This is a genomic window from Rhodococcus sp. PvP016 (assembly GCF_017832185.1).
GTDB lineage: Bacteria > Actinomycetota > Actinomycetes > Mycobacteriales > Mycobacteriaceae > Rhodococcoides.
This window is the reverse complement of the sequence record NZ_JAFIBH010000001.1, coordinates 2,726,790-2,747,854: the sequence shown is the minus strand read 5'-3', so window position 1 is coordinate 2,747,854 and position 21,065 is coordinate 2,726,790. Positions and strand designations below refer to the sequence as shown.

Sequence of the window (21,065 nt, the reverse complement as noted above, 5' to 3'; positions counted from 1 at the left end):
TTACGCACCCGTAGGTTACGCCGTCGTATCTGTGACCCGCTTCACTGCCTGCCGCGCTTCGAGCCGCGCCTCGTGCAGGGCCGACCGCAGTCCACGCTTGCGACCGGTGACCGGATCGAACCGCACCCGGTTCACGACGGAGGAGCCGGCGCCCTGGAAACGGCGCTCCGAACTGGTCTCGGGCGCGTCGTCCGACGTACGACGAAGCAGCTGGTCGGGCAGCGACAGCTTGAAGATGGTGCGCAACGCCTTCCAGTACTGGGTCGGCAGGTTGCCGGTGGTGTACGGCAGGTCGTACTTGTCGCAGAGGGCGCGCACCCGTACGGCCACCTCGGCGTACCGGTTGCTCGGCAGGTCCGGGAACAGGTGATGCTCGATCTGATAGCAGAGGTTGCCGCTCATGAACGCCATCGTGGGGCCGGCCGTGAAGTTGGCGCTGCCGAGCATCTGCCGGAGGTACCACTCCTCGTGGGTCTCCGTCTCGAACTGGCCCATCGTGAACTTCTCGGCGCCGTCCGGGAAGTGACCGCAGAAGATCACGGCGTATGCCCACAGGTTCCGCACCACGTTGGCGGTGAGGTTCGCCCCGAGTGCGCGACGCCACGCCGGACCCGCGAGCAGCGGGAAGAGCACGAAATCCTTGCCGACCTGCGACGCGACCTTCCGGGCGAACTCCTTGTTCGGCTCCGAGAGCAACTGAGTCGCGGGCACACCGGCCTCGAGCTTCGCCGCGTCCAGGTCGTGCAGAGCGATGCCCCACTCGAACGTCAGTGCCAGCACCAGGTTGCCCAGGGGCTGCACCAGGTTGCGTGGCCGCCACTTCTCGTCGCGGGTCATCCGGAGGATCCCGAAGCCCACGTCGTGGTCCATGCCGACGATGTTGGTGTACGTGTGATGCGAGTAGTTGTGCGCACGCTTCCAGTGCGCGGACGGACCGGTCTGGTCCCATTCCCACGAGGTCGAGTGGATCTCCGGATCGTTCATCCAGTCCCACTGACCGTGAGAGACGTTGTGGCCCAACTCCATGTTCTCGATGATCTTGCTGGCCGCCAGCAGACCTGCGCCCACCAGCGCGGCCGAGCGCCAGCGGGAACCCATGATCGCGAGCCGTCCGCCGACCTCGAGCGCGCGCTGCAGCGCGATGGTGCGGCGGATGTACTCCGCGTCCTTGCGTCCTCGGGTGTCCTCGACGTCCCGACGGATGGCATCGAGTTCACGACCGAGGGACTCGATGTCCTCGTCGGTCAGATGTGCGAACTCCAAGATGTCCGTGATGGCCATGCTGGTCTACTCCCCGGATCGCGGTATGCCGTTCCTCGCACCGATTCGGTATCGGCGGGCAGGCCTTTCCGAGAATAGCGGACGAGCCTGTGCTCAGGGTGTGTGTGCGATCACCCCTGCGGCGCGACCCGGGGCCGACGGAGTCAGAGTTCGAGCGTGCAGTCCCCGGCAGCCGCGGAGATGCACGTCTGGATCCGCTCGCCGTGCGCATGCTCCTTGCCCGAGCGCAGATCTCGGACGTGACCGTCTGTCAGCGGCACCACGCACGTCTGGCAGATACCCATCCGGCAGCCGAAAGGCATTCGCACACCTGCCTTCTCACCGGCCTCCAACAACGTGGTGGCGCCGTCCACCGCCACGGTGCGGTCGGAGACGGAGAACGTGACCGTGCCGCCGTCGCTCGGCGCGCCGGTGCGCACGATCTCGAAACGTTCGGTGTGCAGGTTCTCCGAGATGCCCGCCTCCCGCCACACCCTCTCGATGTCGTCGAGCATCGCCGCCGGACCGCACGCCCACGTCTGACGCTCGCGCCAGTCCGGGTAGTGCTCGTCGAGCGAGCCCAGATCGAACTTGCCGTCCGAGCGGGTGTGCTGCACGTGGGACACGACCGAGTCGTACTTCGCGTCGAGCGCCGCCAGCTCCGAGGCGAACATCACGTCGTCCGCCGTGGGAGCCGAGTGCACGTGCACCACGTCGGGCATGTGGCCGCGCGAGTCGAGACTGCGCAGCATGCCGATCACCGGTGTGATGCCGCTGCCGGCCGTGACGAACAGGATCTTGGCGGGCGGCGGCTCCGGGAGGGCGAAGTTCCCCTTCGGCGCGGCGAGCCGCACGATCGTGCCCGACGGCACACCGCCGACGAGATGCGAGGACAGGAAACCTTCCGGCATCGCCTTGACGGCGATGGAGATCTGCTTGTCCTTCCAGTCGGGCGGCGACGTCAGGGAGTACGACCGCCAGTGCCACCGACCATCGACGTGGAGGCCGATGCCGATGTACTGCCCCGGCCGGTAGTCGAAGTCGAAGCCCCATCCGGGCTTGATGACGATGGTCGCGGCGTCGCCGGTCACCTTCTCGATCCGCACGATGCGGCCGCGCAACTCACGCGCGGACCACAGTGGATTGGCCAAGTGCAGGTAGTCGTCGGGAATCAACGGCGTGGTGATGCGCGCGAACGCACCGCGCACCACGTTCAGCGACGGCCGCCGCGGGGACGACACACTCGCGGCCGGGGCTTCGAGCCAGTCCTTGATTCCCATGTCACATCTCCTCGGTCGAGCGGCCACCACGGACGCAGTCGACGACTGCGACGAAACAGGGCGGTGTCAGAGCAGTTCCGGTGTAATAGCAGATCCAGTGTCAGAGCAGTTCCAGGAGAAACGGTATCTCCTGCGGTGCGTACCAGGCGAGTTCGTGATCCTCGACGTCTCCCAGCACGAACTCGGCGTCCGGATCCCCCAGGTCGGCCGCGTCCACCGCGGCGACAGCGGCGCTCACGGCGGACTCGGCCGCCGCGAGATCGACGTGGACCGCCGCCACCTCCGTCAGGGAGAGCGGCGCGGGCAGGCGGACCACGGCGTCGTCGAGGTCCGGACGCAGGGTCACCGGATCGACATCGGCCGCGATGACGACGCGGCGGAAGCTCGGAGTGGCGTCGGCGACCTCGTCGGCGTCACCGTCGGAGTCGAGGTCCGGCTCACCGCCGATCAGCCGCAGCGACGCCCGCGCAGCCTCCCGCAGCGCGACATCGGCCAACTCGTCGTCGTCACCGGAGACGTACGCCTCCCGCAACGTCGGCGTCACGGCGAAGGCCGTACGACTGATCGGCGAGAACTCACCCTCGTCCACCAGTGTCTGCAACATCCGCATCGTCGCCGGAACGAACACCCTCACCTGCGCCTCATTCCCTCACCGTCGTCAGCGGACGTTCTTGTCGTCACGCGCCGCGTCGACCAGTTCCTCGAGTGCCTCGTGCAACAACGTGGTGATCACGTCGATGTCCGGCATCGCTGCCCGGTCCGCGTTCACACCGTAGTAGACGTTGCCGTCGTACGACGTCAGGCCGATGCTGAGCGCCTGATTGCGCACGAGCGGCGGCACCGGATACATCTCGAGCATGCGTGCACCGCCCGCGTACAGCGGGAACTGAGGGCCGGGGGCATTGGTGACGATGATGTTGAACATGCGCTGGGACAAGCTCGACCCGACGCGCGCACCCATCGCGTGCAGAGTCGCCGGCGCGAAGCCGGACAGTGTGATGAGGGTCGACGCCGTCACGCCGCGACTCTGTCCAAGGTGGGCTGCCGTCGCGTGCGACACATGAGACAACCGCACCACGGCATTCGGTTCGCCCACGGGCAGATCGATGAGGAAGGACTCGACCGCGTTGGGCGGCACGTCGCCCTGGTCGCCCGCCACCGTGGCGGCCGCATGCACCGACAGCGGGACCATCGCGCGCACCGTCGTGTACGGGCCGATGGGCTCACCGCGCGAGAGCAACCAGTTCCGCAGAGCACCGGACACGACCGTCAGCACGACGTCGTTGACCGTCCCCCCGAATTTCGACCGCACCACCCGGTAGTCGTCGAGATCGGTCTTCGCCACCGAGTACCGGCGGTTGCGGGAGATGGTCGTGTTGAGTGGACTCGTCGGTGCCGTCTGCGCCGCGGTGCGGACCACCGCCGCGAACTTGCCCACGGCGCGCACCGCCTCGCCGGCAGCGCGGGTGACGTCGCCGACGGCTCCGCGCACCGCGTCCACGCCCTCCCCGGGCCGCGACACCATCTCGGCGAGAGCCTGAGCGACGAGCGCCTTCTCCGACGGTTCCCGCGCGGGCATCCACAGCTCCTCGGCCATCGGGGTCGGAGCCTTGGTGGCGTCCAGGATGACCTGACTGATCTCGAGTGCCTTGTCGCCGTCCACGATCGACGAGTGCGACTTGGTGAAGATGGCGAACCGGTTCCGCGCCAGACCCTCGACCAGATACATCTCCCACAGCGGACGCGTGCGATCGAGAGGGCGTGAGGTGAGTCGCGCGATCAGGTCGTGCAACTGTTCGGTGGAGCCCGGCTTGGGCAGCGCGGAGCGCCGGATGTGGTACGTGATGTCGAAGTCGCGGTCGTCGACCCACACGGGGCGAGCCAGGCCGAAGGCCACCTCGCGCACCTTCTGGCGATAGCGCGGAACGAGAGCGAGCCGGCTCTCGACGAGGGTCAGCAGTTCGTCGTAACTGAACCCCCCGCGCGGGAGCCGAAAGATGGCGAGCGATCCCACGTGCATGGGAGTCGTACTGGCCTCCAGGAAGTAGAAGGACGCGTCCTGAGTGGTGAGTCTGGTGGCCAACGCGCGAATCCCCTCGGTCGAGTGTGACGGCTCCCAGTCTCGCACGGCGGATGAGACCGACCATGCTCACGATCGTCCTCGTGGTTCGCGCCGTGTCGGTTCCCCGTCGTCCTCGTCGAAATTCACCGACCCTGATCGAATGCGGTGTGACGACGCCCCGCGTCTGTCTCGACGGGCCGGAACCGTGTCCGTGCGTGCAACACTCGCCGCACACCGGCCGTGGCCGCACAGGTACGAGCATCGAGGGGAACGCATGACATCGGAGGTCGTTCACGTGGCGCGGTTGCCGAGATCCGAGCCACCCGAGATCGGCGCGGCTCCCGCGCGTGCACGCCCGACCGATCGGTCCGCGGGCCGAGCGCTCTCGTCGCCGCGCCCCGGCCCGCACTCGGGACGGTCCACGCCGCGTCCGAACCTGGCCGTCGTCCGTCCGTCGGAGGCCGACGCCCGCACCGCCGCAGCGGCGCGGCACGTCGCCGATCGCGTCCTGCGTCTGACACTCGAGGTGGTGGACCGCCGCCGACCTGCGGCGTCGCTGCGCGCGGTGCTGTCCCCGGCCATGGTCGGTATGGCGACAGCCCTGTCGACAGCGGCCGTGCCGGGACGAACTCTCGGTGTCGCCGTCGTCCGGACCGTGCACGTACGCGCCGCCGGCCCGGTGCCCGACGGCGCCGGGCACGGCGACGTCGAGGTCTTCGGCACCTACTCGCGTGGTGACCGCGTGTTCGCCGTGGCGGCACGACTGACGGCACGGCGCAACACCACCGGTCCTGCCTGGGTGCTCACGAGCCTGCGCCTGTCCTGACGCGGCGGTGGCCGCTCCGGGACGGACAGATCACTTGCGCCGCTTGGCCTTCGGTGCGCGCTTGACCGGCTTGACCCCGGCCCGAGCCGCCTCGCGACGCTCGCGTCGGGTGCCGGAGCTCGACTCGCCCGTCGGCGACCCCGACCCGGCGCGGCGGACCGAGGTGCCGCCCGTCTCGTCGGGACCGGAGTAGGTCAGGCGACCGGTCGACTCGTCGTCCAGCCCCTTGGCGCGCAGCGCGGCCGGTGCGGCGGGCCGAGGTTCGGGCGTCGGTTCCGGAGTGGGTTCGGGTCGACGCTGCGCCGGCGCCGCGGGGGCGGCCTGCGCTGCAGGGGCGGCCTGCGCTGTGGGCGCCGGTCGGGCTGCGACGGGCGACTGCAGTCCCGCGCCCACCTGCAGACCCGCGGAGGCCGCGGGGCTCGGCGCCGCTGCCTCGACCTGCAGATTGAAGAGGAACCCGACGGACTCCTCCTTCAACCCGTCGAGCATGCCGGTGAACATGTCGTAGCCCTCGCGCTGGTACTCGACGAGGGGATCGCGCTGCGCCATCGCGCGCAGACCGATGCCCTCCTTGAGGTAGTCCATCTCGTAGAGGTGCTCACGCCACTTGCGGTCGAGCACGGACAGCAGCACCCGGCGTTCGAGCTCGCGCATACCGCCCTCGCCCGCGATCTCGTTGATCTCCGCCTCACGCGTGGCGTACGCGGCGCGGGCATCCTCGAGCAATGCCTCGCGCAGTTCGTCCCGCGACAGGTCGCCCTTCTCGCCGAACTCGTTCTCCGCAGCGAGGTCGGTGTGCTGCACGCCCACCGGGTAGAGCGTCTTCAGCGCGGTCCACAGCTGTTCGAGGTCCCAGTCCTCGACGTAGCCCTCCGAGGTGGCGCCGTCGACGTACGCGGTGACCACATCGGTGATCATCTGCTCGACCTGGCCCTCCATGTCCTCTCCGCGGAGGATTCGGCGGCGCTCCTCGTAGATGACGGTGCGCTGCTGATTCATCACCTCGTCGTACTTGAGGACGTTCTTGCGGATCTCGAAGTTCTGCTGCTCGACCTGCGTCTGCGCACTCTTGATGGCCTTGGAGACCATCTTGGCCTCGATCGGGACGTCGTCCGGGAGGTTGAGTCGCGTCATGATCGACTCGAGCGCGGCACCGTTGAATCGGCGCATCAACTCGTCGCCGAGCGACAAGTAGAACCGGCTCTCCCCCGGGTCGCCCTGACGACCCGAGCGTCCTCGCAACTGGTTGTCGATACGGCGCGAGTCGTGCCGCTCGGTACCGAGAACGTAGAGACCGCCCGCGTCGCGGACCTTGTCCGCGTCCTCGCGGACCTGATCCTTGACCTTCTCCAGCGTGGGCTCCCACGCCGCCTCGTACTCCTCCGGCGACTCGACGGGATCGAGGCCCTGTCCGCGCAGCGCGAGGTCCGCGATGATGTCCGGGTTGCCGCCGAGCACCACGTCGGTGCCTCGACCCGCCATGTTGGTGGCCACCGTCACCGCGCCGGACCGGCCGGCCTCGGCGATGATGGTCGCCTCCTGCTCGTGGAACTTGGCGTTGAGCACGTTGTGCGCGACACCGCGCTTGGTGAACTGCTTGGACAGGTACTCCGAGCGCTCGACGCTGGTGGTACCGATCAGAACCGGCTGGCCCTTCTCGTGTCGCTCCACGACGTCGTCGACGACGGCACTGAACTTGGCTTCCTCGCTCTTGTAGATGAGGTCGCCGTTGTCCACACGCACCATCGGGCGGTTGGTGGGAATGGGGATGACACCGAGCGAGTACGTCTGGTGCAGCTCGGCCGCCTCGGTCTCGGCGGTACCGGTCATGCCGGAGAGCTTGTCGTACAGACGGAAGTAGTTCTGGAGCGTGATCGTGGCGAGGGTCTGATTCTCGGCCTTGATCTCCACCTTCTCCTTGGCCTCGATGGCCTGGTGCATGCCCTCGTTGTAGCGGCGCCCCACCAGGATGCGGCCAGTGAACTCGTCGACGATGATGACGTCGCCGTCTCGGACGATGTAGTCCTTGTCGCGCTGGTAGAGCTCCTTCGCCTTGATGGCGTTGTTCAGGTAGCTCACCAGCGGCGAGTTGGCGGCCTCGTACAGGTTGTCGATGCCCAGCTGGTCCTCGACGAACTCGACGCCCGCCTCGTGCACGCCCACCGTGCGCTTCTTGATGTCCACCTCGTAGTGGACGTCCTTCTTCATCATGGGCGCGATGCGAGCGAACTCCGGGTACCACTTGGACGACGCGTCCGCGGGGCCCGAGATGATCAGCGGGGTACGGGCCTCGTCGATGAGAATCGAGTCCACCTCGTCCACCACGGCGAAGTTGTGCCCGCGCTGGACCAGGTCGTCCAGCGAGTGCGTCATGTTGTCGCGAAGGTAGTCGAAACCGAACTCGTTGTTCGTGCCGTACGTGATGTCGGCCGCGTAGGCAGCGCGCCGCTCGGCGGGCGTCATGCCCGAGAGGATCACGTCGACGCTCAGTCCGAGGAAGCGGTGGACACGGCCCATCCACTCCGAGTCACGCTTGGCCAGGTAGTCGTTGACCGTGACGACGTGGACGCCGTCGCCGGACAGCGCGTTGAGGTACGCCGGGAGGACGCAGGTGAGGGTCTTGCCCTCACCGGTCTTCATCTCGGCGACGTTGCCGAAGTGCAGCGCTGCGCCGCCCATGACCTGGACGTCGAAGTGGCGCTGCGACAACACGCGCTTGGACGCCTCGCGGGCGACCGCGAACGCCTCGGGCAGCAGTTCGTCGAGGCTCTCGCCGTCCTGGTGCCGTTTCTTGAACTCGTCGGTCTTCGCACGCAGTTCCGCGTCCGACAGGGACTCGACGTCCGGCGACAGGGACGAGACGTGGTCGGCGATGTGCTTCAGCCGCTTGACCATGCGACCTTCACCGACACGGAGCAACTTGGACAACGACAACGTCGGCACGGGCTATTCGTCCTCAATATCGGGTACGTGGGGCGTGAACCGAGCCCGTCCACACGGGGGGCGCAGTTCGATGCGTGGAGACCTCGTCGGTCTCCCGGCGGAACCATCGTAGGCGTCGAGCCTGACAGGGCGCTGTGAGGCACACCGGATCCTCCGCGCACGACACCGGGCGCCCGCCGGAGCGGACGCCCGATGTGGTCGGCGCGGCGGTGCGAGCGTCAGGACAGACGCAGCAATCCGTAGTCGAACGCGTGGCGGCGATAGACCACCGACGGCCGGTCCGACTCCTTGTCGTGGAACAGGAAGAAGTCGTGGCCCACGAGTTCCATCTCGTACAGGGCGTCGTCGACGGTCATCGGCACGGCCGGGTGCTCCTTGACGCGCACCACGGTGCCGGGGCCCTCGGTGGCGTGGTCGTCGACGGCGGGCGCCTCCTCGACGGGGGCGGTGACGGCTTCCTCGACGAGCGCGGCGGTCGCCTCGGCCACCGACACGGGCCGCTTCTCGCCGTAGTGGACCTTGCGGCGGTCCTTCGTGCGTCGGAGACGGCTCTCGAGCTTGGTGGTCGCCGACTCGAGGGCGGCGTAGAAACTGTCCGCGCAGGCCTCGGCACGCGCGACGGGGCCCTTGCCCCGCACGGTGATCTCGACTCGCTGGCAACTCTTGGACTGCCGACGGTTGCGTTCGTGGAACAACTCGACGTCGAACAGATGGATGGTGGGATCGAAGCGCTCGAGGCGAGCGAGCTTCTCGGAGACGTACAGACGGAAGTGGTCGGGTATCTCGACGTTGCGACCCTTGACCACGACCTCGGCGGCGGGCTCGGCGCTCGAGTTGTCGTCGGCCGGGCCGGCACTGGGTGCATCGTCGAAGTAGACGGAATCCGCAGTGGTGTCGGTCGAGTCGAGGGCGGTGGAGTCGTTCTGCTCCGGACCGTGGGCATGAGCTTCGCGGGGATGCGCGTGCACCCGGTGGGTGCTCGTGTGTGCAGTCGTCACTGGTGACGTTGTCGTCATACGTACCTCCCGATAGAGGCCGCGCCGAGATCGCTTCTGGCGCAGCGGAAGAACGGTGACACCGGAGCGCGGACCGCCCGGCGCCTTCGGTGGTGAGGCATCACCTCCAGACCCGGTAGCGAGGATCGATCGTGGCCCTGACCGTAGTCGCTCCCCGGATGGTCTGCCACTGTTCACGGGATATTCACGGGACCTTTTCAGGCTCCCTTTCCGGCACCGGGACAGGCACTGGGACAGGCACTGCGACGTCACCGCACGGCGGCGAGAACGAGCACCGCGTCGACACCGACACCGGACCGTCGCAGTGCTGCCACGGACTCCGCGGCGGTGGTCCCGGTGGTCACCACGTCGTCGACGAGCAGCACCGGTCCGCGACCGATCGCGGCGATGCCCGCGCGCCGGACATGGACCCGCCCCCGCAGGTTGTCCGCACGCTCGTCGGCGGTGAGTCCGACGGAGTCACGGACCCGGGAGTCCACCCGCAGCAGCGGCTCCACGCGCACGTCCTCCGATGCGAGCACCCGCGCGACACGGCGGCAGGTACGCAGGATCGGATCACCACCGCGCGCCCGGGCCGCGCGGCGTCGGGACGGGGCCGGGACGAGCACGAGGGGCGACAGCTCGGGGGGATCGATCTCCCCGGCGTCGCGCAGGCGCGTCACGGCGGCGGCGAGGGCGACCCCGAGAGGGGCCGCGAGGTCTCGCCGACCGCGTTCCTTCATCGCCAGGATCGACGCACGATGTGGGCCGGCGTACGGGCCGAGCGCCCAGCACGGCACCCCGGGATCGACACGCGGCCGAACCGGCCCCGGCGCCACGTCGAGCGCGCCGGCACAGGCCGGGCACCACGACGCGTCGACACGGGCGCAGCCGCCGCACTCGCGGGGCAGGATCAGGTCCAGCAGAGTCGTCGGCACCGGGACACTGTGCCGCGGAGCTCCGACAGGGTTCGCCGCTCGTCAGCCGGGGAGGACGGGCACGGACTTCGAGCCGGTCAGGCCGGGTACCTCGCGCCAGTATCGGTCACTCGCCGGGTCGCTGTCGTCGATCTGGAACACGGCGCGCGAATCGGCCACGTAGGTGCTCGACGCGGAGGCGTCGACGGACACGACGGGAGCGGTCAGATTGCGGCTGGGCAGCCCGTCGAGACGTGAGCCGTCCACGGCCACCTGCACGATCGGGATGTCGGTCGCCGCTCGGGCCACGACCACCGTGTCGCCGGTGCTCCAGTCCAAGGACAGCGCCGCGCTGGCCAGACCGTTGGCCACCGCCTCGGGCTCGCGGAGTGCGTAGCTGCCGTCGGCGCGCCGCACCACCACCGCCACGTAGACGGCGCCGTCCACGATGAGAGCCGCTCGCACCCCGTCGCGGGAGAGCCGTAGTTCGGTGATCTGGCCACCGAGCTCGGCGATGTCGGCGGAATCGACGTCCACCACCGACACCTGTCCGGTGGCCGGGTCGCGGACGGCGCGCTTGACCACGGTGCCGTCCACGACGGCCCACACGGCGTCGCGGTCCGGGCCCCAGGTGGGCCTGGTGATCGAGCCACCCTCCGCGACCGGGAAGGCGTTACCGCCGTAGGAGCCGATGAGCAGCGCGTCGGGTGGCTGCGGCGCCGCACGACCGGTGTCCGACACGGCCGCCACGAGCGTTCCGTCGCTGGACAACGAGATGGACCGCATGTTGTTGACGGTGCCGAAGTAGCCGGGAACCGGTGTCACGCCGTCGGTTCCGATCCGGACGAGCCCACCGTTGCGCAGGGCGTGCAGGCCCACGTCGGCACCCGTCACCGCCAACGGATCGAATTCCGCGACCTCGGCGGTGGTCCAGCCGTCCGGATAGTTCGGGTCCAACGGCGCGCCGTCCGCGAGCAGGACGTAGGGACCCGACACCTCGGCCTCGGCCAGTGTCCAGATGATCTGCGCGGCGAGTAGTTCGCGGGTCGCGCGGTCCAACGCACCGGCACCCCGGAAGTCGATGCGGACCCCGCCGAGACCGATGCCGACGGCCGAGGTACGCCCGTCGGCCTTCGTGATGGGACCGGCCGTGGTGACACCGTTGAACACGTTGCGCACCGCCGGCTCCAGCGACAGTCGCGGACCCGCCTGCAGCAGTGCCGTCAGGGTCTCGGTCATCCGGTCCTGCGTGGTGTTCACCCAACGCTGATCGGGCACCAGTTCGGTGCCCGTGGGATCGACGAAGTACAGCGACTTGCGCTGGTACGAGGTGAGGAACTGGGTGCGGTCCATGACGACTCCGGACGGCAGCTCGTCGATCCGCCATTCGCCGTCCTCGCGGGCGAGCGTCACCCGGGTCTCGAACGACCCCTGCTCGGCGCGGTACTGCCCACCCTGATCGAGCTGCCCCACCCGGTTGGCTCGAATCGTGTACTGCGCGGCGTCGCTCGACCGGGAGTCCTCGAGCACGTCCACCTTGTCCACGACGATCACGCTGGCGGCGTCGTTCCACTCCGAGGCGGCATTCGCCGTCAGGAACTGACGTGCACCCGCGTGGTCGTCCGCCGGATCGGTGCTGGCCTTGACGAAGTCGCGGACCAGAAGATTGGGTTCACGACCCGCGGCGGGAACGGGAAGCTCCTGCTCGACGGGCCCGCGCGCGACGGTGCCGATGGCCTGCGGCGCAGACGAGGCGGGCAACGACGCGCATCCGGACGCGACGAGCGCGAGCGCGGCCACGCACGCCACGAGGGCGGCTCGTCGCCGCGGCACGGTGCGGTCTGTCACGGTCGCTGCTCCCCCGCCGTGGCGCCGACACTCGTCGGGCGCGCCGCCGGAAGCGGCTGTCCCTGTGCGTATCTACGGCCCGCAGGTCGCAGCGGCAGGGGGCTGGACACGACCTTGCGACCACGCACGCGCGGCAACGTGAAGCGGAACCAGGCGCCCTGGCCCGGTTCGCCCCAGGCCTCGAGCTTGCCGTCGTGCAGGCGGGCGTCCTCGAGACTGATGGCGAGCCCCAGGCCCGTACCGCCCGAACGTCGGACGCGGGACGGATCCGACCGCCAGAAACGGTTGAACACGAGCTTCTCCTCACCGGGGCGCAGTCCCACACCCTGATCCCGCACGACGAACGCAGCGGCGTCGTCGTCCGCGCGCAGGCGCAGCAGGACGGGCTTCCCCTCCCCGTGGTCGAGAGCGTTCGCCAACAGGTTGCGCAGCACGCGTTCGACACGGCGCGGGTCCACCTCGGCGTTGACCGGCTCGTCGGGCATGTCGACGATCAGCTCGGTGCCGGTCTCGCGAGCCAGGTGCCGCACGGTGGACACCGCGGCGCGGGCGCACATGCGGAGATCGAGTTGCTCGGACGCCAGTTCGGCGACGCCTGCGTCGTGGCGGGAGATCTCGAGCAGATCGTTGAGCAGTGTCTCGAAACGGTCCAGCTCGGCGACCAGCAACTCGGACGAGCGCTTGAGCAGCGGATCGAGACTCTCGCTGGCGTCGTGGATGAGCTCGGCGGCCATGCGGACCGTGGTGAGCGGCGTCCGCAGCTCGTGCGAGACGTCGGACGTGAACTGGCGCTGCAGGTTTCCGAACTCCTCGAGCTGGGTGATCTGCTTCGACAAGCTCTCGGCCATCTCGTTGAACGACATGGCGAGGCGGGCGATGTCGTCCTCGCCGCGCACCGGCATCCGTTCCTTGAGCCGGCCGTCCGCGAAGCGCACCGCGATGCGCGACGCCGATCTGATGGGGACCACCACCTGCCGGGCGACCAGCATCGAGATGGCCGCGAGCAGCACCAGCAGGACCGCGCCGCCGATGAGCAGGGTTCCGCGGACGAGCGCGAGGCTGCGGTCCTCTCCCGCGAGGGGGAACACCAGGTACAGCTCGAGGGTGGAGAGGTCCGACGCGGTGGGACTGCCGACGATGAGGGCCGGACCCGAGTAGCCGTCCGGTTCGGACACGGTCGCGTACTGGTAGCTCACCTGGCCGGCCTGGACGAACGAGCGCAGCGTCTGCGGGATCTGGTCGGCGGGACCCGTGAACAGCTCGTCGCGGGCTCCGTCGCCCGGGACGATGAGCACGGGGTCGAACGTGCCGGCGGACGTGCTGTCCGCGCCGCTCTCGGTGTCCCGGCTCGTCAGACCGGACCGAGCGAGCTCCAGACGGTTCGAGATCGACGTCGAGTCGTCGCCCGCCAACTGGCTCTCGACGGACGCACGCGCGCGATCGAGCTCCTTGGTGGCGGCGTCGATCTTCGTGTCGAGGAGTCGATCCGTGATCTGACTCGTGAGCACGACCCCGAGGATCGTGATGACGATGAGGGAGAGCGTCAGCGTCGACACGACGACGCGCAACTGCAGCGACCGACGCCAGGCGTGACCGGCGGCAGCCCACATGGACCGGGACCATCGCACCAGAGGCGAGAAGGTTCCGTTGATGCGTCGACGGGAGCGTGACGTGAAGATCACCGACCGTCCCGCAGTCGATCGGCTCCGATCACGGCGGGCCGGCCTTGTACCCGACACCGCGCACGGTGAGAACCACCTCGGGGTTCTCCGGATCCGTCTCCACCTTGGCGCGCAGTCGCTGGACGTGCACGTTCACCAGGCGGGTGTCGGCGGCATGCCGGTATCCCCACACCTGCTCGAGCAGCACCTCGCGGGTGAAGACCTGACGAGGCTTGCGGGCCAGCGCCACCAACAGGTCGAACTCGAGCGGCGTCAGCGAGATGAGCGAGCCGTCGCGGGTGACCTTGTGCGCCGGAACGTCGATGACGACGTCGCCGATCGACAGGAGTTCGGCCGGCTCCTCCTCGGTGCGTCGCAAGCGCGCGCGGACGCGGGCCACGAGTTCCTTCGGCTTGAAGGGCTTCATGATGTAGTCGTCGGCGCCGGACTCGAGTCCCAGCACGACGTCGACCGTGTCGGTCTTGGCGGTGAGCATCACGATCGGCACGCCGGAATCGGCCCGCAGCACGCGGCAGACGTCGATGCCGTTCATGCCGGGGAGCATCAGATCGAGCAGCACCAGATCAGGTCGGTTCTCCCGGACGGCGGACAGCGCCTGGGTGCCGTCTCCCACCACGAACGGCTCGAATCCCTCGCCGCGCAACACGATGGTGAGCATCTCGGCAAGAGCCGTATCGTCGTCGACGACCAGAATTCGTGGCTTCATGACGACTATCGTGTCATCCCGTCGTACTCCGCAGTCTGATTGAGAAGTTCGGCGGCGAGTCTCGTCACGTCGACCTGCTCGCCGTCCGCCTGTGCGCCGTTCACGACGAACCACGGCGACATCCAGGACGACGCCGCGAGCCCCGCGTAGACCGCCGCGGTACGAGCCTGGAGACCACCGTCGCGCTCGTACGCGTCGCGGGCCCGGGACGGATCCTCCTCCTCGCGACCGCGCGCACGGCGCTCCGCGACCTCGACCGGAACGTCGAGGAGGATCTGGGCAGAGGGACGCGGCAGGACGAGGCGATCGAACTCGAGTGCGCGCACCCACTCGACCATCTCACCGTCCGCGTCCTGGTGGACGCGCGCGGCCGAGTACGCCGCGTTGGACGCCACGTAGCGATCGAGCAGGACGACATCGTGCCGGTGCAGCATCCGACGGAGGTCGGACACCGCACCGGCACGATCGAGTGCGAACAGCACCGCCATCGAGTTCACTCCGGCGGCGAGATCACCGTGCTCACCGGCCAGAGCCTCGGCCGCCAGGTCGGCGTGGATCGACTCCCCGTAGCGGGGGAAGCCGACGCGGACGGCGTCCACGCCGGCGGCCTCCCACGCGTGCGTGAGGCGGGACGAGAGCGTGAACTTGCCCGCTCCGTCGACGCCCTCGATCGCGATGAGAGTGCCCATCGACTCCACTCCTGCCTGTCGAGGCCTACGCGACCGAGTGTCAGTACCGGTAGTGCTCGGGCTTGTACGGGCCCTCGACGTCGACACCGATGTACTCGGCCTGCTCCTTGCTGAGCTTGGTCAGCGTGCCACCGAGAGCCTCGACGTGGATCTTGGCGACCTTCTCGTCGAGGTGCTTCGGCAGGCGGTAGACCTCGTTGTCGTACTCGTCGGGCTTGGTCCACAGCTCGATCTGCGCGATGACCTGGTTGGAGAAGCTGTTGCTCATGACGAACGACGGGTGACCGGTGGCGTTGCCGAGGTTCAGCAGACGACCCTCCGAGAGGACGACGATCGACTTGCCGCTGGAGAAGATCCACTGATCGACCTGCGGCTTGATGTTGATGCGTGTCGACCCGGACCGCTCGAGACCGGCCATGTCGATCTCGTTGTCGAAGTGGCCGATGTTGCCGAGGATGGCCTTGTCCTTCATCGACCGCATGTGGTCGAGCGTGATGATGTCCTTGTTGCCCGTCGCGGTGATGACGATGTCGGCCTTGCCGATCGCCTCGTCCACCGTGACGACGTCGAACCCGTCCATGAGCGCCTGCAGCGCGTTGATCGGGTCGACCTCGGTGACCTGGACGCGTGCGCCCTGGCCGGCCAGCGACTCGGCGCTGCCCTTGCCCACATCGCCGTATCCGCAGATCAGGACCTTCTTGCCACCGATCAGCACGTCGGTGCCGCGGTTGATGCCGTCGATCAGGGAGTGGCGAGTGCCGTAGGTGTTGTCGAACTTGCTCTTGGTGACCGAGTCGTTGACATTGATCGCCGGGAAGGTCAGCTCGCCGGCCGCGGCGAACTGGTACAGGCGCAGCACGCCGGTGGTGGTCTCCTCGGTGACGCCCTTGACCGACTCGGCGATGCTCGTCCACTTGGTGGCGTCCTGCGCGAGCGACTCGCGGAGCAGTCCGAGGAAGACCTTGTACTCGTCGGAGTCGCGGTCCTCGTCGACGGGCGGCACGACGCCGGCCTTCTCGAACTGCGCACCGCGCAGCACCAGCATCGTGGCGTCTCCGCCGTCGTCGAGAATCATGTTGGCGTGGCGGGGGGTGCCGTCCTCGGCGACCGGCCAGGTCAGCATCTTCTCGGCGGCCCACCAGTACTCGGCCAGCGACTCGCCCTTCCAGGCGAACACCGGGATTCCCTGCGGATCCTCGGGCGTGCCGTGGGGTCCGACGACGATCGCGGCGGCGGCATGGTCCTGGGTGGAGAAGATGTTGCACGACGCCCACCGTACCTCGGCTCCGAGCGAGACCAGCGTCTCGATCAGAACGGCGGTCTGGACCGTCATGTGCAGCGACCCGGAGATCCGTGCACCCTTCAGCGGCTGCACGTCGGCGTACTCGCGACGCAGGGACATGAGTCCGGGCATCTCGTGCTCCGCGAGGCCGATCTCCTTGCGGCCGTACTCAGCCAGCGAGAGATCCGCGACCTTGAACTCGATGCCACCGCGGATGTCCGCCTGCAGCGCCTCGGTGCTCGAAATGTCGGGGGATGTCGATGTCGTCATTGTGTGATGCCACTCCTGTCGGCTGATGATCGGCTTCCAGGCTATCGGCTCGCGGCTGCCCACGGGTGGGTCGGGGCCACGACGTGTCCGGTTCCGTCGTCTCGCACCGACTGGTCAGGCGGCGGCGGCGCGCTCGGGATCGGTCACCCAGCGCCGTTCCAGCCGAGCACGCGCGCTCGGCTGCAGGTTCGCGCGGGTGACATCGCCGTCGTAGTGCGCGACGACTCTGGGGTCCATCACGCGACGCCACAGGGGTGGGACGGCCGCGAGGACGACCATCGTCGCGTAGCCGGCGGGCAGTTGCGGCGCCTCCTCGAAGGTGCGCAGCGTCTGGAACCGGCGGCCGGGGTTCGCGTGATGGTCGCTGTGCCGCTGCAGGTGGTAAAGGAAGATGTTGGTGACGATGCGATCGCTGTTCCAGCTGTGCCGCGGCGCGCACCGCTCGTACCGGCCCGCAGGTGTACGGCCCCGGAGCAACCCGTAGTGCTCGATGTAGTTGACGGACTCGAGCGTCATCACACCGACCACCGCCTGCAGCACGAGGAACGGCAGGATGCCGACGCCGAAGACGGCGACCAGGACACCGAAGAGTGCAGCGGACATCGCCCACGCGTTGAGCACGTTGTTGCGGATGGTCCACACGCCACTGCCCTTGCGCCCCAGACGCTGCTTCTCCAGCTCCCAGGAGGACACGACGGCGCCGCTGACACTGCGGGACAGGAACCGGTAGAGGGACTCGCCCATGCGCGCGCTGGCCGGGTCGGCGGGCGTCGCGACACGCGCGTGGTGCCCGCGATTGTGTTCGACGTGGAAATGGCCGTACAGGCTCTGCGCCAGCGCGATCTTGGCCAGCCAGCGCTCGGTGCTCTCCACCCGATGACCGAGCTCGTGCGCGGCGTTGATCCCGATGCCGGCGACGAGACCGACACTGACTGCGTAACCGATCTTGTCGACGGCGGACAGTGTGCCGAAGGTGACGAGGTAGCACGCGACACCGAGCCCCGCGTACTGCACCGGAAGGAACAGGAACGTGCACCACCGGTAGAAACGGTCGTGCTGCAGATCCTGCACCTGCGCGTCGGACGGATTGTTCCCGTCTTCCCCCGCCAGCGCGTCGACCACGGGGATGACCAGGAAGAACAGCATCGCGCCGCTCCACCAGAAGGCGGACACCCCGGTGTGCAGAACCAGTTGGGACGGCAGCAGTGCCGAGGCGGGCGCCAGCATCCCCAGTAGCCAGAGCAGCTTCTTCGGGTCGTGCCACCGCCGTGCCATACGTCAACTCCTCGACATCGAGTGGATTCCGAGGCGGACTCACTGTCCACCACAGAAACAAACTTCCGGTCTCGAATTCGAGTGTAGAGCAAGTATCGCGACGGACCGACGATCCGAATGGTGAGATCGGTCCGTTATCGGCGCGAAATATGGTGACTAGTGAGTGTCGTCCGCGTGCTGCCGGGCTCCGAGCACCGAGTGGCGGCGGCTGTAGCCGAAGTACACCGCGACTCCGAGCGCCATCCAGACGACGAACCGCAGCCACGTCTCCACCGACAGGTTCAGCATCAACCACACGCAGGCCAGCACGGCGAGGATCGGCACCAGCGGAACCAGGGGGACGCGGAAGCCGCGCTTCAGGTCGGGACGGGTTCGACGCAGGACGACGACACCGATGGAGACCAGGACGAAGGCGAAGAGGGTGCCGATGTTCACCATTTCCTCGAGCGTCCCGATGGGGAAGAACGCCGCGAGAAGGCCGACCACGATGCCGACGAGCACGGTGATGCGCACCGGGGTGCCACGGCTCCCCGTCTTCGCGAGACGGCGCGGCATCAGACCGTCGCGCGACATCGCGAAGAGCACGCGCGACTGTCCCAGCATGAGCACCATGACCACGGTCGTGAGCCCGGCCAGCGCACCGAAGGAGATCACCTTCGACGCCCAGGTGATGCCGTTCAGTTCGAACGCCGTGGCCAGGGTCGCGCCCTCGCCGCCGAGTTCGGTGTACTTCACCATTCCGGTCAGCACCAGGGTGACCGCGACGTACAGGATCGTGACGATCAGGAGCGAGCCCAGGATTCCGCGCGGCAGAGCCTTCTGCGGGTCGGACGCCTCCTCGGCCGTGGTGGCCACCACGTCGAACCCGATGAACGCGAAGAACACGAGGCTCGCGGCGGCCAGGAGTCCGTACCAGCCGAAGTTGCTGCCCTCGGCGCCGGTGACGAAGGAGAACAGCGACTGGGTCAGACCCGACTCCTTCTCGGCGGGGACGGCAGGCGGGATGTAGGGCGAGTAGTTCGCCGCCTTGATGTAGAACGCGCCGACCACGACGATGAGCAGCACGACGCCCACCTTGATCGCGGTGATGACGAGGGAGACGCGCGAGGAGATCTTCACTCCCGTCGCGAGCAGGACGGTGAGCACCACGACGATGACCAGGGCACCCCAGTCGACGTCGAGTCCGCCGATGGACACCACCGGCGACGACGTCCCGAGCACCTCACCGAGGTACAGAGACCAGCCCTTCGCCACGACGGCCGACGCGAGGGCGAACTCCAGGATGAGGTCCCACCCGATGATCCACGCGACGAACTCACCGAAGGTGGCGTAGGAGAACGTGTACGCGCTGCCCGCGACCGGCACCGTCGAGGCGAACTCGGCGTAGCAGAGCGCCGCCAGTCCGCACGCGACCGCGGCGAACACGAAGGCGAGCGAGACGGACGGCCCCGCGACGTTCCCGGCGGTGCGCGCCGTCAGGGTGAAGATGCCGGCACCCACGGCGACCGCGACACCGAAGACGGTGAGATCCCACGAGGACAGGCTCTTGCGAAGTTTCGTGTCCGGCTCGTCCGTGTCGCGCATCGACTGCTCGATGGACTTCGTTCTGCGCAGACCGGTGTTGCGCGAACCGGGTGCGTCCTTGCCGTCGATGGTCACCGTCGAAACTCCTCACGTCCTCCGGGCGCCCGTCGGCCGCCCGAGGTCATCGTCACACGAACAGTGAACTCGGCGGGACGTATCCGCCAGCGTGTCGGGCCCGTCAGATCCCGCCGACGCCCGCCACGAACACGCGAGCCGTGTCGGTGAGCGCACACAGCTGCGGGTCCGGATCGGACGCGGCGATCCAGACGGCACCTCCCCGCTCCACGACCAGGGTGGTCTCACCCGAGGAGACCTGTACCCGGCCGTCGACACACAGGACGATGCGCGGCGCGGCGTCACCGTCGTGCGCGAGCGTCCACGGCTCACCGTCGCCGGACGCCGCCGACAGCTCCACACCGACGAGTGCGAACTCCGGTGCCGGCGTGGGATAGCGCACGACGTGCGGACGGCTGGTGTCGGCGACGAGGACCGGGGAGTCGAGCGGCTCGAAGTCCAGCACCCGCAACAGTTCCGGGACGTCGACGTGCTTGGGCGTGAGTCCCCCACGCAACACGTTGTCCGAGTTGGCCATGATCTCCACCGCGGTTCCGCGCAGGTACGCGTGGAGGTTTCCGGCGTCGAGGTACAGAGCTTCGCCCGGTTGCAACGTCACCCGGTTGAGCAACAACGCCGCGAGCACCCCCGCATCGCCGGGGTAGTACTCCCCCAGTTCCAGTGCGGTGCGCAGTTCCGGCACGAAAGTGCGGTCCCCGGTCTGCTCGGCACGTTCGAGAGCGCGGACACATGCGTCCAGCACGGCGGGCAGCACGGAGTCCAACGCCCGCTGCGGCAGCGTGATCCACGAGGTGAAGAGGGTGCGCAGTCCGCTCGAATCGGGTTGTGCGGCAAGCATCTCCGTGTAGGGACGAAGCTCGTCCGCATCGAGCCGACCGAAGAGTTCCACCGTCTCGGCGGGACTGCGGAACCCGGCGAGCGCGTCGAACTCCGTCAGGGCCACCACGAGCTCGGGCTTGTGGCTCGCGTCCTTGTAGTTCCGGACGGAGGCGTCGAGTGGTACGCCCGCGGCATTCTCCCGTCGGAAACCTTCGCGCGCCTGATCCGAGGACGGGTGAGCCTGCAGCGACAGCGGCTCCTCGGCCGCCAGGAACTTCACGAGGAACGGCAGACGCGGACCGTACCGCTCCACCACACCGGTTCCGAGCAGTCCGGTCGGGTCGGAGTCGATGGCCTCGAGCAGCGAGACCCGGCCGCGCGGCGTGACGAGATGCGCCGGGTCGCCCGGATGAGCACCGAACCACATCTCCGCCTCGGGATGCCGGGTGGGTGCGGGCACGCCACGCAGTTCCGCGAGAGCCGTGCGCGATCCCCACGCGTAGGACCGAGCTGTTCCGTCGAGAAGATTCACCGACCACCACCTGCCGTCGT

At 68.4% G+C, this 21,065-nt stretch carries 16 protein-coding genes; 1 reads left to right on the top strand and 15 read right to left on the bottom strand.

The genetic code is table 11. The annotated features are described in order from the left end of the window. Positions 1 to 15 precede the first annotated feature (15 nt). From JOE30_RS12865 to JOE30_RS12850, 4 genes are all read right to left on the bottom strand, one after another. Positions 16 to 1,281: a fatty acid desaturase gene (locus JOE30_RS12865; RefSeq protein ID WP_204867085.1), complete on the bottom strand. Its 1,266-nt coding sequence runs from the start codon at positions 1,279 to 1,281 to the stop codon at positions 16 to 18. Between the two features lie 143 nt (positions 1,282 to 1,424). Further along, positions 1,425 to 2,540: a ferredoxin reductase gene (locus tag JOE30_RS12860; RefSeq protein ID WP_027506861.1), complete on the bottom strand. Its 1,116-nt coding sequence runs from the start codon at positions 2,538 to 2,540 to the stop codon at positions 1,425 to 1,427. A 100-nt stretch (positions 2,541 to 2,640) separates the two neighbouring features. Beyond that, on the bottom strand, positions 2,641 to 3,174 hold the full coding sequence (locus JOE30_RS12855; RefSeq protein ID WP_371831669.1) for a hypothetical protein: 534 nt from the start codon (positions 3,172 to 3,174) through the stop codon (positions 2,641 to 2,643). Between the two features lie 24 nt (positions 3,175 to 3,198). Next, positions 3,199 to 4,623: a wax ester/triacylglycerol synthase family O-acyltransferase gene (locus JOE30_RS12850; protein ID WP_204867084.1), complete on the bottom strand. Its 1,425-nt coding sequence runs from the start codon at positions 4,621 to 4,623 to the stop codon at positions 3,199 to 3,201. A 253-nt stretch (positions 4,624 to 4,876) separates the two neighbouring features. Between JOE30_RS12850 and JOE30_RS12845 the strand changes: the two genes are divergently transcribed. After that, entirely contained in the window at positions 4,877 to 5,428 is a 552-nt protein-coding gene (locus JOE30_RS12845) for an Rv3235 family protein (RefSeq protein ID WP_204867082.1), read from the top strand. 30 nt (positions 5,429 to 5,458) lie between these two features. Here JOE30_RS12845 and secA read toward each other — a convergent pair whose 3' ends face one another. From secA to manA, 11 genes are all read right to left on the bottom strand, one after another. Next, the gene (gene secA / locus JOE30_RS12840; RefSeq protein ID WP_204867080.1) at positions 5,459 to 8,371 is read right to left on the bottom strand and encodes a preprotein translocase subunit SecA; all 2,913 of its coding nucleotides are present in this window, start codon (positions 8,369 to 8,371) and stop codon (positions 5,459 to 5,461) included. Positions 8,372 to 8,589: 218 nt separating this feature from the next. Continuing rightward, a complete protein-coding gene (gene hpf, locus JOE30_RS12835) occupies positions 8,590 to 9,177 on the bottom strand; it encodes a ribosome hibernation-promoting factor, HPF/YfiA family (protein WP_027506865.1) in 588 nt (195 codons plus the stop codon). A 458-nt stretch (positions 9,178 to 9,635) separates the two neighbouring features. Continuing rightward, complete coding sequence (locus tag JOE30_RS12830) at positions 9,636 to 10,304, bottom strand: ComF family protein (protein ID WP_204867075.1); 669 nt, start codon at positions 10,302 to 10,304, stop codon at positions 9,636 to 9,638. A 42-nt stretch (positions 10,305 to 10,346) separates the two neighbouring features. After that, a complete protein-coding gene (gene lpqB / locus JOE30_RS12825; RefSeq protein WP_371831668.1) occupies positions 10,347 to 12,131 on the bottom strand; it encodes an MtrAB system accessory lipoprotein LpqB in 1,785 nt (594 codons plus the stop codon). After that, positions 12,128 to 13,813 carry an MtrAB system histidine kinase MtrB gene (mtrB, locus tag JOE30_RS12820; protein WP_027506868.1) on the bottom strand — a complete coding sequence of 562 codons (1,686 nt, stop codon included), beginning with the start codon at positions 13,811 to 13,813 and terminating at the stop codon, positions 12,128 to 12,130. Before mtrB ends, lpqB begins: the two co-directional genes overlap by 4 nt. Positions 13,814 to 13,841: 28 nt before the next feature. Next, positions 13,842 to 14,519 carry an MtrAB system response regulator MtrA gene (gene mtrA / locus JOE30_RS12815; RefSeq protein ID WP_027506869.1) on the bottom strand — a complete coding sequence of 226 codons (678 nt, stop codon included), beginning with the start codon at positions 14,517 to 14,519 and terminating at the stop codon, positions 13,842 to 13,844. 5 nt (positions 14,520 to 14,524) lie between these two features. Continuing rightward, on the bottom strand, positions 14,525 to 15,208 hold the full coding sequence (locus tag JOE30_RS12810; protein ID WP_204867074.1) for a dTMP kinase: 684 nt from the start codon (positions 15,206 to 15,208) through the stop codon (positions 14,525 to 14,527). 40 nt (positions 15,209 to 15,248) lie between these two features. Continuing rightward, positions 15,249 to 16,760, bottom strand: coding sequence for an adenosylhomocysteinase (ahcY, locus tag JOE30_RS12805; protein ID WP_037186733.1), 1,512 nt, complete (start codon positions 16,758 to 16,760; stop codon positions 15,249 to 15,251). Positions 16,761 to 16,874: 114 nt separating this feature from the next. Further along, positions 16,875 to 18,035 (bottom strand): alkane 1-monooxygenase, encoded by a 1,161-nt coding sequence (locus JOE30_RS12800; protein WP_204867073.1) that lies wholly within the window; start codon positions 18,033 to 18,035, stop codon positions 16,875 to 16,877. Positions 18,036 to 18,191: 156 nt separating this feature from the next. Then, a complete protein-coding gene (locus JOE30_RS12795; RefSeq protein WP_204870342.1) occupies positions 18,192 to 19,619 on the bottom strand; it encodes an amino acid permease in 1,428 nt (475 codons plus the stop codon). Positions 19,620 to 19,797: 178 nt separating this feature from the next. Next, entirely contained in the window at positions 19,798 to 21,045 is a 1,248-nt protein-coding gene (manA, locus tag JOE30_RS12790; protein WP_204867072.1) for a mannose-6-phosphate isomerase, class I, read from the bottom strand. Positions 21,046 to 21,065 lie beyond the last annotated feature (20 nt).